General features: G+C 59.8%; 12 protein-coding genes. 6 read left to right on the top strand and 6 right to left on the bottom strand.

Annotated elements, in window-relative coordinates; genetic code table 11:
• A complete protein-coding gene (gene ccoO, locus AAF659_RS05225) occupies positions 1-609 on the bottom strand; it encodes a cytochrome-c oxidase, cbb3-type subunit II (RefSeq protein WP_349750631.1) in 609 nt (202 codons plus the stop codon).
• The gene (gene ccoN, locus AAF659_RS05220; protein WP_349750630.1) at positions 606-2048 is read right to left on the bottom strand and encodes a cytochrome-c oxidase, cbb3-type subunit I; all 1443 of its coding nucleotides are present in this window, start codon (positions 2046-2048) and stop codon (positions 606-608) included. Before ccoN ends, ccoO begins: the two co-directional genes overlap by 4 nt.
• A 100-nt stretch (positions 2049-2148) precedes the next feature.
• Here ccoN and AAF659_RS05215 point away from each other — a divergent pair, with 100 nt between their 5' ends.
• Both AAF659_RS05215 and rlmM read left to right on the top strand, forming a co-directional pair.
• Positions 2149-2796, top strand: coding sequence for an alpha/beta family hydrolase (locus AAF659_RS05215; protein ID WP_349750629.1), 648 nt, complete (start codon positions 2149-2151; stop codon positions 2794-2796).
• Complete coding sequence (gene rlmM / locus AAF659_RS05210) at positions 2796-3887, top strand: 23S rRNA (cytidine(2498)-2'-O)-methyltransferase RlmM (RefSeq protein WP_349750628.1); 1092 nt, start codon at positions 2796-2798, stop codon at positions 3885-3887. Before AAF659_RS05215 ends, rlmM begins: the two co-directional genes overlap by 1 nt.
• On the opposite strand, the gene AAF659_RS05205 is transcribed toward rlmM, so the two are convergent.
• The gene (locus AAF659_RS05205) at positions 3871-4173 is read right to left on the bottom strand and encodes an antibiotic biosynthesis monooxygenase family protein (RefSeq protein ID WP_349750627.1); all 303 of its coding nucleotides are present in this window, start codon (positions 4171-4173) and stop codon (positions 3871-3873) included. The two genes, rlmM and AAF659_RS05205, sit on opposite strands and share 17 nt — an antisense overlap.
• A gap of 113 nt (positions 4174-4286) precedes the next feature.
• Between AAF659_RS05205 and tusA the strand changes: the two genes are divergently transcribed.
• Complete coding sequence (gene tusA, locus AAF659_RS05200) at positions 4287-4523, top strand: sulfurtransferase TusA (RefSeq protein ID WP_349750626.1); 237 nt, start codon at positions 4287-4289, stop codon at positions 4521-4523.
• Between the two features lie 5 nt (positions 4524-4528).
• On the opposite strand, the gene AAF659_RS05195 is transcribed toward tusA, so the two are convergent.
• Together AAF659_RS05195 and dsbD are read right to left on the bottom strand one after the other, a co-directional pair.
• Positions 4529-5392, bottom strand: coding sequence for a DMT family transporter (locus AAF659_RS05195; protein ID WP_349750625.1), 864 nt, complete (start codon positions 5390-5392; stop codon positions 4529-4531).
• 2 nt (positions 5393-5394) lie between these two features.
• Entirely contained in the window at positions 5395-7245 is a 1851-nt protein-coding gene (dsbD, locus tag AAF659_RS05190; protein WP_349750753.1) for a protein-disulfide reductase DsbD, read from the bottom strand.
• Between the two features lie 107 nt (positions 7246-7352).
• Between dsbD and AAF659_RS05185 the strand changes: the two genes are divergently transcribed.
• From AAF659_RS05185 to AAF659_RS05175, 3 genes are read left to right on the top strand one after another with little or no spacing between them, the layout of a single operon-like run.
• Positions 7353-7931 carry an elongation factor P hydroxylase gene (locus tag AAF659_RS05185; protein WP_349750624.1) on the top strand — a complete coding sequence of 193 codons (579 nt, stop codon included), beginning with the start codon at positions 7353-7355 and terminating at the stop codon, positions 7929-7931.
• Entirely contained in the window at positions 7928-9265 is a 1338-nt protein-coding gene (locus AAF659_RS05180; RefSeq protein ID WP_349750623.1) for a DEAD/DEAH box helicase, read from the top strand. The genes AAF659_RS05185 and AAF659_RS05180 overlap by 4 nt, the downstream gene beginning before the upstream one ends.
• Positions 9262-10392 carry a 4-phosphoerythronate dehydrogenase gene (locus AAF659_RS05175; protein ID WP_349750622.1) on the top strand — a complete coding sequence of 377 codons (1131 nt, stop codon included), beginning with the start codon at positions 9262-9264 and terminating at the stop codon, positions 10390-10392. Before AAF659_RS05180 ends, AAF659_RS05175 begins: the two co-directional genes overlap by 4 nt.
• Here AAF659_RS05175 and htpX read toward each other — a convergent pair.
• Entirely contained in the window at positions 10386-11270 is an 885-nt protein-coding gene (gene htpX / locus AAF659_RS05170) for a protease HtpX (protein WP_349750621.1), read from the bottom strand. The two genes, AAF659_RS05175 and htpX, sit on opposite strands and share 7 nt — an antisense overlap.
• Between the last annotated feature and the right edge of the window lie 56 nt (positions 11271-11326).

Here is an 11326-nt window from a genome sequence, read left to right as displayed (position 1 = left end):
TCACCTCTGTTCCGGAATTGCTGTGCCAAGTTGCTGCAGGTAGGCGATCAGCGCCTGGATCTCGAAAGTGCCGCGAACATTCTCCGCGGCATTCTCAATCTGCTTATCCGTGTAGGGGACGCCCAGAGTCCGCATGGCACGCATCTTCCGCGCGGTCTGATCCGGATCCACCTTCTGTTCAAACAGCCATGGATAGGCCGGCATATTGGATTCGGGAACCACCATCCGCGGGTTGTACAGGTGCAGGCGGTGCCAGGCGTCGGAATAGCGTCCACCTACCCGTGCCAGGTCGGGGCCGGTCCGCTTGGATCCCCACAGGAAGGGGTGCTGATAAACCTGCTCGCCGGCAACGGAATAGTGGCCGTAACGCTCGGTCTCGGCCCGGAAGGGACGCACTTTCTGCGTGTGACAGACATGGCAACCTTCACGCATGTAAATGTCACGGCCTTCCAGTTCCACAGCACTGAGTGGTTCCAGGCCTTCCACGGGTTCATTAACCTGTTTGTCAAAGAACAGGGGAACAATTTCCGCCAACCCGCCAAGGCTGACCACCACAATAATCAGCCCGATCAGTAGACCCAAGTGCTTTTCAACTTTCTCGTGGCTCATTCGTTCACTCCCTGCACTGCGTCAGTAGAATCATCAAGTGCGCCGGTTTCACTCTGGCCAACAGTGCGCCACACGTTGTAGGCCATCACCAGAACACCGCCCAGGAAGAAAGCGCCGCCAATGAATCGCACCACATAGCCCGGGTAGCTTGCTTCAACGGCTTCCACAAAGCTGTAGGTAAGCGTGCCATCGTCATTCACCGCGCGCCACATGAGCCCCTGGAGGAGGCCATTGATCCACATCGAGACGGTATAGAGCACCACACCGATGGTGGCGAGCCAGAAGTGCAGGTTGATTAGCGGTAAGCTGAACATGGACTTGAGACCATAAAGACGCGGGAACAGGTGATAGAGCGCGCCAAAGCTGATCATGGCAACCCAGCCCAGTGCCCCCGAATGCACGTGGCCGACGGTCCAGTCTGTGCTGTGGGACAGTGCGTTTACCGTACGGATGGACATCAGCGGCCCTTCGAAAGTGGCCATGCCATAGAAGGAAACGGCCACGATGAGGAAGCGCAGGATCGGGTCCGTGCGCAGCTTATACCAGGCACCCGAGAGGGTCATGATGCCGTTGATCATACCGCCCCAACTTGGCGCCAGCAGGATCAGGGACATGATCATGGAGGCGGTCTGGGCCCACTCCGGCAGCGGGCTGTAATGAAGGTGGTGACCGCCGGCCCATACATAGGTGGCGATCAGCGCCCAGAAGTGCACGATCGACAGTCGATAGGAGTAAATGGGGCGGTTGGCCTGCTTGGGCACGAAATAGTACATCATCCCCAGGAAACCAGCGGTCAGATAGAAACCCACGGCATTATGGCCGTACCACCACTGGACCATGGCGTCGATGGTACCGGGGAAAATGGAGTAGGACTCAAACCAACCTACCGGAATCGCCAGGTTATTCACCACGTGCAGGATGGCGATGGTGATGATGAAGGCGCCGTAGAACCAGTTGGCCACGTAGATGTGCTTCACCCGGCGTCGCGCAATGGTTCCAAAGAACACATAGGCGTAAGTCAGCCAGACAATGGCGATCAGGATGTTGATCGGCCACTCCGGTTCGGCGTATTCCTTGGTGGTGGTGTAGCCCAGCGGCAGGGTTATGGCGACCAGCACAATAACCGCCTGCCATCCCCAGAACGTGAAAGCGGCAGCCTCGTCCGAGATCAGCCTTGCCTGGGATGTGCGCTGAACCACGTAATAAGAGGTGGCAAACAGGGCACTGCCGGCAAAGGCAAAGATGACCGCATTGGTATGCAGCGGGCGCAGGCGCCCGAAGCTTGTCCAGGGCAGGTCAAAGTTCAACTGGGGCAGGAACATCTGAGCCGCGATGAATACACCGAGACCCATTCCGACAATACCCCATACCAGCGAGGCTATGGCAAACTGCCGTACCACCCGGTAGTTGTAGGTTTCCGCAGACGTCTGTGTTTCCATGTTCGTCTCTTCCGGGACTGTTTTGGAGGGTATGCGCAGCCTATGCAACGCGGCGCTGCCCCTCAATGATATATATCAAATTATTAACATGGTAGTGCCTTTGGATATACTCTGTAATGGCAATCAGGGGCCGCTTCTGGTCCTCGCCCATGGCTCTGGCGCGCCTGTTGACTCGGCACCTATGGAGCGGTTGGCCATGGCACTGGCATCATCGGGCTTTCGTGTAAGGCGTTTTGAGTTCCCTTTCATGGAGCAGCGCCGCAGCACGGGGAAACGCCGCCCCCCGGATCGTGCTCCGATACTGCTTAAGACGTGGAAAGAGGCTGTTCAAGAGGTCAAACGCCAGGAGTCGGATACGGGGCCCGTCTGGATTGGTGGCCGCTCACTGGGCGGGCGCATGGCATCAGTGCTGCTGACCCCGGAGCAGAGTCCGGAGCTGGCGAGTGGCGCCCTGGTCTTCGGATATCCGTTCCATCCGCCACGTAAGCCGCAGCAATGGCGAACGGACCATTTTGCCACTCTGTGCGGACCTCTCTGGATTGCGCAGGGGGAGCGCGATCCTTTTGGTAAGCGCGGCGAAGTGGAGGCACGGATGCCGTTCCCGGGACCGGTGCAGGTTGAATGGGTGGCCGATGGCGACCACGAGCTGATGCCCACACGTCGTAGTGGACTGGATCCGAATCGGGTTCTGACAACGACTGCCGAAAGCGCGAGAGCCTTTGTGAGGGCAAAGGAGATGAGCAAGTAATGACAGACACTGGGGTGATCCGGGCACTGTGCCGACCCGGCTTTGAGGCCGATGCCGGACAGGAGCTGGTGACGCGCGCGTCAGAGGTCGGCGGTTACGGATTCTTCGTTCCGGAAGCGGCCGGCTGGGTCCGGTTTGAGTTGCCGGACCAGCCAGCGGAAAAGATCATGCGGGCGGTGGCGCTTACCCATCTGGTTTTTGTGCGGGATTGGTATGTTGGTATCGGTGTTATTGACCCGTTGCCAGGAGAAGACCGTGTCAGTGCGGTCCTGGAAGGACTGCGCGATGCCGGCGAAACTGGCCCCTTCGGACGCGTGGATGTGCATGTGCCCTCGGCTGATGTCGAAGAAGCACTGCCTCGCTTTGCCCGCAAATGGACCAGTCCACTGGCGAAAGCGCTGCGCGGTGCCGGTATTCTGCATGCCAGCGCTGATGCCGATCCTTCAGCACCGGGGCTGGAGATACTGCTCCCGGATTTCAGGCGCGCCCTGTTGGCCCGCCGGGATCCGGGGCTGTCCTCCGGGTTTCACGAAGGCGTGCCCAGGCTGCGGATGCCGGGAACTGCCCCCAGCCGTTCAACCCTCAAGCTGGAGGAGGCCCTGCACCGGTTTTTTTCCCCGGATGAGCGCGAGCGTCTGTTCCACCATGGTATGACGGCCGTGGATCTGGGCGCTGCCCCCGGGGGCTGGACCTGGCAACTGGTGCAGCGCGGTCTGGCCGTCACTGCCGTGGATAACGGGCCGATGGATGAGGCGCTTATGGCATCCGGGCTGGTTACCCACAGGACTGAGGATGCCTTTACCTGGCGCCCCTCGCATCCCGTGGACTGGCTGGTGTGCGACATTGTTGATCGCCCCGCCCGGGTGGTGGAGCTGATCACAGAGTGGTTTGACAACCAGCTCTGTCGGATGGCGGTATTCAACCTGAAACTGCCCATGAAACAGCGTTGGAACTGCTGGCAGGACTACCGCGCGCGCCTGGAGGAAAGTATTGCCGCCAGCAGTGCGGATCTGGCCGTCACGGCGGCCCACCTCTACCACGATCGTGAGGAAATCACCTGTTGTGTCGCCCCTGTCAGACGTTGCCGGTAGGTACGGCGTATTCCAGCACCGTGATACGCTCATCTGCCTCCAGAAGCGGCCGGATGCGTTCAATCTTCTCGCGGCGCTCGGATGACGCATACCAACGGTACCAGTCTGCCGTGGACCGCCAGGTTGAAACAATCACACGGTGGCGCGGATTATGGTCATCCTTGAGGGATTCACCGGAAATGAAACCGGGAATATCAATGGCGTTGCGCAGCGCCTCGCGGGCCTGAGCGTCATAGGTGGTTTCCATGGATTCCGCAATGTAGCGTTCAATGATGACGCGAATCATGGTCTGGGTCTCCCTGAAGTTTACCTGTCTGTCATATAATTACACTGAATGTGTTATCCTGTTTCACCATTCTGGCAGAAAAATCCGGAAGCGCGTGTACGGAGGTTCCGTCATTGACCCGCGAATATGATGCAACGCTTGATGCCACTGGTCTGGTTTGCCCGGAGCCGGTCATGATGCTTCACAACCGGATTGCGGATGTTCCCGTCAACGGGGTCCTGCGCGTGATCGCCACGGACCCCTCGACCCAGCGCGACATCCCGCGTTTCTGCCAGTTTCTGGGGCATCATTTGCTGGAACAACAGGTGGATGATGAGCATTATGTCTACTGGATTGAGCGCGCCGTCTGAGCCTCTCAGCGGCGCATATTCAAAAGTCCCGCTCCCACTATGAACATACAACCGAGAGCCTGGTTGAGGGTGAAGGGTTCCGACCAGATCAGCCAGCCCAGTAACGCTGCGAAAATGACCGAAGAATAGGTGAACTGGCCGATACGCCCTGCGGGGGCGATACGATAGGCCGTGGTGATCAGCATCTGGGCCGCCGTGGCGCAGGCAGCGATGGACAGTAAGCCGAGCCACTGCCACAGCGTGGGCCACTGCCAGTTCAGAAGCGCAGCCGGTGCCGATACCGTCGTGGCGACGATGCCAAAGTAAACCACAATTCGTGCGCTCGGCTCGCGTGTGCCCATTCGCCGTATGGCGACCTTGGCGGTGCCGCCCATTACTGCGCCGGATACCCCTGCCATAACAAAGAGTACGTCCTGGATGCCTGCATGGCCGGGCTGAAGCAGAACCACGACGCCGCAGAAGCCCAGTACTATCGTCATCAGTGCCCATGGCGACGTGCGCTCACCCAGCCAGAGAAGCGCTATCAACGGAATGAAAAAAGGTGAGGTGAGCTTAAGAAGCACCGCGTCGGTCAGTGCCAGCCCGCCCAGGCTGAAGAAATAGCAGTACATGGCGGAGACCCCGACCACGCCACGCACAACATGGAAGCGCAGATTGATGGTGCGCAAACAGTCCGGGCCCTCACGCCAGAGCATGATTGGCAGGATGATGGCCAGTCCCAGTGCGTTGCGGGCAAACACCAGCATGGTGTTATCCAGCTCCGGTGCGAGCGCTTTGACTTGGGCGCCCATCAATGCGAGCAGCAGCTCGCCGGCAAGGACGCAGGCGGCGCCCCTGTGCAGTGATGAACGCAGGCTGAAACCGGCCAAGCTCAGCTGCCGATCCGCTCGCGGACCCGCTCAAGGTGGTCAAGGAAAGCCTGCTGGTCCATTTCACCGAGTATGCGTGCCTGTTTGAGTTCCTCACCCTCGCTATTGAAGAACAGTAGAGTCGGTGGACCGAAGAGATTGAAGCGGTCAAGAAGAGCCTGGTCGGCCGCCGTGTTGTCCGTCACATCCACCTGGAGGCGCTCGAATTCGGCCATAGCCTCGAGTACGGGCTGGGTATCGAAGACCTGTCGTTCCATGACCTTGCAGCTGATGCACCAGTCCGCGTAGAAATCAAGAATCACGGGGTTGCCGGCATCAGCAGCGCGTTGCAGGCGGGTTTCAACATTCTCAGCATCAGTCACCCGTTCGAAGGGTTCTTCGGGCAATACGGAATCGCCGTTTCGGGCCTCAGCATGGAAAGGCGCCAGTGGTTGCAGGGGATCACTGGCTCCGGCCATGGCCCCCGCCAGCAGCATGGTGGCAACAAGTACCAGGACAACACCGACACCCTTGCGCGTGCGGGGCCAACCCTCTCCCAGCGGTTCAAAGGCACCCATTTGGACCCCAGTCACTGCCAGCAGAAGGGCCCACAGAACCAGCGCGGCGGGCCCCGGAATAACCCGCTCTAGAAGCCAGATGGCCACCGCCAGCATGAGGATGCCAAAAGCGGCCTTGATGCGGTTCATCCAGGGGCCGGGTTGGGGCATGAAACGCCGGCCCCCAGTGCCAATGATGATCAGCGGCGTGCCCATGCCCAGTGCCAGCGCGAACAGCGCCAGCCCGCCCATGGCCGCATCCTGGGTGGCGCTCAGATAGACCAGGGCAGCGGCAAGCGGGGCGGTCACGCAGGGGGAGACAATCAGGGCGGAGAGCGCGCCAATGCCTGCTACTCCGCCCACATTGCCACCACTGAGGCGTTCACTCTGGTGGCTTAGGCCGTTTGTGAGCGTCTCAGGCAGGCGGATATCGAAGACGCCAAACATGGCCAGCGCGAACAGTGAGAACAGGCCGGCAAAGAGCGCCAGAACCCAGGGAGCCTGAAGATGTGCCTGGAGATTGAAAGAGGCACCGAGCAGACCAACGAGAACGCCGGCTGCGGCGTACATCAACGCCATGCCCAGGACATAGGCCAGTGACAGGTAAAAGGCCTGGAGGGTGCTGAGTTGGCGCTGGCCGGAAACCACCGCTGAGATGATTGGAATCATTGGCAGAACACAGGGTGTGAAGGTAAGTCCCAGTCCGAGCCCGTAAAACACCAGCATGGCCCAGAACAGCGAATCACTGCTCAGCAGTGCCTCCAGACTGCCACCACGCCACCGGCCGTCATCCCGGCTGGCGCCACCAGCTGGCGCCGAAGCCTGAGCCTCGCCGTCATCAGTGGATGTTGTGTTGGCAGTGTCGTTCGCCGGTGCCGGGTATATGACACTGCCGTCGGCCGGGTCCAGGCGCAGCGTTTCCGTCTGGGGCGTGTAGCACAGGCCCGCTTCGGCACAGCCCTGCCATTCCACGGTTACGTGAATAGGTTGTCCGTTGTGATCATCGACTGGAGCCAGCCTGGCGGTGACGTCGTCGTAGAAGACCGGTGTTTCCCCGAAATAGGGGTCGTCCTTGATCTCACTTTCGATACTGAACTGCGGGGGCAGGGTGAGGGCCTGCGCCGGTTCCGTCTCAATACTGATGCGTTCTTCGTACAGGTAGAACTCCGGTGTGACCTCCCAGCTCAATACGAGCTCACCATTGTCCACCCAGGTGGTGAACGGGAACGCTTCCTCGACTGGCGGGAACTCGCCGCCATTGCCGTCGGAAAATGGCGACTGGGCGGCAGCCGGGCCGACGAGAGTAAGCAGCAGGATCAGCAGGCGGGTAAAGATGTTAGTGACTCCTGTGGATCGGCTATAAACTTGATACGACCATTATAACGAAGGCTTGCAGGTTGCGGCACAATCCCTAGACTGGCGCCATGATATCAGATGAACCACTCCCCGATGCTTACGCGGATGTTGTGCGACTGTTCAACGGCCTTTTCCAGCCGACTCATGCCACCATACTGGTGCCTGGTGGCGATGAGCCAGAGTACCTGCCGGCCGATGGCGGGTGTCGGTGGAATCGGATAGTATTTGCCCACGGTTTTCTCGCCAGTGCCCTGCACGAGATTAGCCACTGGTGCATTGCCGGCCAGCGTCGTCGCCAGTTTTATGACTACGGTTACTGGTACGAGCCCGATGGCCGGGATACGGATCGCCAGGCCCTGTTTGAGCTGGTCGAGGCCCGACCCCAGGCGTTTGAATGGCTGTTCACTGTGGCGGCTGGACGCCGTTTCCATTTGAGCATGGATAATCTTGCCGGTGAGGTTCCCGGCCAGCGTGAGCGCTTTGCCGACCGGGTGTATGCTCAAGCACGGTACTGCCTGGATGAGGGCATGCCCCCTCGAGCAGCACGGTTTCTGGAGGCGCTCCAGGTTTGGTATGGCACAGCGCGCCATTTTCAGCGTTATGCTTACACCCGGGCGCAACTGACTGGATCAGAGGAGGTGCAATGAGCGACCAATCCGAAACACCAACGGAAACTGAGCCAGCGGCATCAGCGCCAGAGGAGAAGCCGGTGCAGCAGCCGAGATTCCGGGATTTCAACTTGGACGAGCGGCTCCAGCGGGCCATCGATGAGCTGGGCTTTGAGCAATGCACTGGCATTCAGGGTGAGGCGCTCCCCCGGACGCTGAAGGGGCTGGATTTAATCGGCCAGGCGCAGACGGGGACTGGAAAAACTGCTGCTTTCCTGATCAGCGCCATCCAGCGCATGCTGGACAATCCCATCCCCTTTGAACACCGTTATGCCAGTGAGCCGCGGGTTCTGGCGCTGGCGCCGACCCGCGAGCTGGCAATGCAGATCGCTCGGGATGGGCAGGCGCTGACGCGCCACAGCAACCATAACGTGGTCACGACTGTGGGCGGTATGAACTATGAGCAGCAGCGCAATCAGGTGCGCGGCGAAGCCATTGATATTCTCGTCGCCACTCCCGGTCGGCTGCTGGATTTTCTTGGCAGCAAGGATCTCTTCCTGGATCAGGTTGAGGTTCTTATCCTGGATGAGGCGGATCGGATGCTTGATATGGGCTTCATTCCGGATGTTAAGAAGATCATTCGCCATTGCACACCAAAGTCGAGGCGCCAGACGGTGCTGTTCAGTGCCACTTTCAACCAGGATGTGCTCAACCTGGCTGCGATGTGGAGTGAGGCGGCTGAATTCATTGAGATTGAGCCGGAAAGCAAAGCGGCGGAAAGGGTTGAGCAGCTCTTTTTTACCGTCAGCGATGCTGACAAAGAAATGGTGCTCATCAACTATCTCAAGCGGGACGAGGTCAGCCGGGCCATCGTATTCGCCAATCGGCGGGATCAGACACGCAATCTTGAAGAGAAGCTCCACCGTCACGGTATTCGTTCAGCGCTGCTGTCCGGTGAAATTGCCCAGAATAAGCGTATCAGTACCCTTAACCGGTTCAAAGAGGGCGATATCCAGGCGTTGGTTGCTACGGATGTCGCGGCCCGTGGTATTCATGTGGAGAACGTCTCGCACGTATTCAACTACAATCTCCCCGACAACCCGGAGGATTACGTCCACCGGATTGGGCGTACTGGTAGAGCCGGGGCCTATGGTACGTCGGTGACGCTGGCGGGCGAGGATGACAGCTTTGTATTGCCGGATCTGGAAAATTACCTGAGCCAGTCATTGACCTTCGTGCGCCCTCCAGACCCGCTGATGGTAGCGCTGCCCGAGCCGGAGAAACCGCCTCGCGAAGCGACCAGCGACAGGAAGGACAAATCCGCAACCGATCCATCCGGCAATCGGCGCCGTCGGCACGACCGCTCAGGATGAGCGGGCTGCGCATTCTTGCCGACGAGAATATACCGGCACTGGGCGCTTGCTTCGCCGATCACGGCACAGTTAAAACCCTCCCGGGTCGGGCCATCCGCCAGTCCGATCTTCTGGATATAGATGTTCTTCTTGTCCGTTCTGTCACGCGTGTTGATGAGAGTCTTCTGGCGGGAACACCGGTACGCTGGGTAGGCACGGCTACCATTGGCACGGATCATCTGGATACCGGCTGGCTTGATGCGCAGGGCATCACCTGGGTCTCCGCACCGGGGTGCAATGCCGAGGCGGTTGCTGATTACGTGCTGGCGGTACTGGCGCTGGCGGCGAAAGCTCAGGGGCGGCAGCTGACGGACGGCTCTGTTGGCATCGTAGGCTACGGCAATGTTGGAAGCCGCGTTCATCAGCGCCTGAAGGCTCTGGGTATTGAAACCCAGGTTACGGATCCGCCGCTGGCGGAAACCGGTGTTACGGGACTGGCAACGCTTGAAGACGTGCTGGCCTGTGACCGGATTGCGTTGCATGCGCCACTGGTGCGCAGTGGCCCCTGGCCCACGGAGCACCTGCTGGATGCGCCGGTGGTCGAGGCGTTGACGCCGGATCAGGCGCTGGTAAGCGCCGGACGGGGTGCGGTCGTCGACAATGCGGCGTTGCTTGAGCGGCTGGAAGCCAGCGACGGCGGCCCCTGGGCAGCACTGGACGTATGGGAAGGTGAGCCTCTGATTGACCCTCAGCTGGCGCAAAAGGTAAGCATCGCCACCCCGCACATTGCCGGCTACAGTCTGGAAGGCAAACTCAGAGGCACTGTGATGCTGGCGCGGGCCCTGAGTGTATGGCTTGGCGCGGATTCAACTGTTCGGCTAGAAGCCCTGGTGCCGGAGCCAGTTGAGCTGGAGGCGGTTCCAGACGATCTGGAGGCGACACTACGCGCCGCTTATGACCCGCGCCGGGATTCCGGCGAGCTCCGGGCGACACTAGCCGCGCCCCAAACCGAGCGAGCCAGTGCGTTTGACCGACTGCGAAAGGAATACCCCGTGCGCCGGGAATTTGGTTTCCACCATCTGCCGGCCAGCGGCAATCCCGTTGTGAACCGGCAGCTTGAGGGCGCCGGTTTCACCCTTATTTACTGATGGGTCCGGTTGCGCAGTGCCTCAATGCGCTCATCCAGTGGCGGGTGGCTGGCGAACAGTTTCTGAATGCCTGAACGCAGGCCACTGGTGATGCCAAAGGCCTGCATGCTGTCCGGCATTTCATCGGGCATGCCTGCTTCGCGCTTGAGCCGCTGCAGGGCTGATATCATCGCCTCATTGCTGCCCCAACGAGCCCCTGCGGCATCGGCCCGGAATTCTCTGCGTCTCGAAAACCAGAACACAATGGTGCTGGCGAGAATGCCCAGAACAATTTCCGCCGCAATGGTCACGATGATGAACCCGATGCCGTGACCACCGTCGTTTTTGAACACGGCACGATCGACAAAAGAGCCCACCACCCGGGCCAGAAAGATCACAAACGTGTTTACCACGCCCTGGATCAGCGTGAGCGTCACCATATCGCCGCTGGCGACGTGGCCCATCTCATGGGCCAGAACGGCGCGGATCTCATCCTTGTTGAAGCGCTGCAGCATGCCTTCGCTAATGGCCACCAGGGCGTCGTTACGGTTCCAGCCGGTGGCAAAAGCATTGGACTGTTGAGCCGGGAAGATGGCCACTTCCGGCGTCTTTACGCCGGCCTCCCGGGCGATCTGCTGCACGGTTTCGAGCAGCCATTGCTCCGCCGGGTTGGATGGGTTCTCGATGATCCGCGCCCGGGTGGATTTCTTAGCGATCCACTTGGAGAGCAGCAGTGAGACAAAGGAACCGCCAAAACCAATGACGGCGGCGAAGATCAGCAAGGCAGTGAAGTTGAGCCCCTGCTGTTCGAAGTAGCTGTCGAAACCCAGAAGGCGCAATGTAACACTGGCCAGGATGATGACCGCCAGATTTGTAGCGAGCAGAAGCAGTATTCTCATTGAGTCAGATCTCCTGAGTGGGGATGCCGTTATTCAACGCCTTATAGTGGGGGTTG

Source organism: Salicola sp. Rm-C-2C1-2 (assembly GCF_040196175.1).
In the GTDB taxonomy this organism is placed as follows: Bacteria; Pseudomonadota; Gammaproteobacteria; order Pseudomonadales; family Oleiphilaceae; genus Halospina.
Note: the sequence above shows the minus strand (reverse complement) of the source record. Positions and strands in the feature narration are given on the sequence as shown.

Excerpts from the sequence above, each read along its gene's own strand:
- ccoO (WP_349750631.1), bottom strand. The coding sequence starts at position 609 with ATGAGCCACGAGAAAGTTGAAAAGCACTTGGGTCTACTGATCGGGCTG.
- AAF659_RS05180 (WP_349750623.1), top strand. The coding sequence starts at position 7,928 with ATGAGCGACCAATCCGAAACACCAACGGAAACTGAGCCAGCGGCATCA.
- AAF659_RS05185 (WP_349750624.1), top strand. The coding sequence starts at position 7,353 with ATGATATCAGATGAACCACTCCCCGATGCTTACGCGGATGTTGTGCGA.
- ccoN (WP_349750630.1), bottom strand. The coding sequence starts at position 2,048 with ATGGAAACACAGACGTCTGCGGAAACCTACAACTACCGGGTGGTACGG.
- AAF659_RS05175 (WP_349750622.1), top strand. The coding sequence starts at position 9,262 with ATGAGCGGGCTGCGCATTCTTGCCGACGAGAATATACCGGCACTGGGC.
- htpX (WP_349750621.1), bottom strand. The coding sequence starts at position 11,270 with ATGAGAATACTGCTTCTGCTCGCTACAAATCTGGCGGTCATCATCCTG.
- rlmM (WP_349750628.1), top strand. The coding sequence starts at position 2,796 with ATGACAGACACTGGGGTGATCCGGGCACTGTGCCGACCCGGCTTTGAG.
- AAF659_RS05205 (WP_349750627.1), bottom strand. The coding sequence starts at position 4,173 with ATGATTCGCGTCATCATTGAACGCTACATTGCGGAATCCATGGAAACC.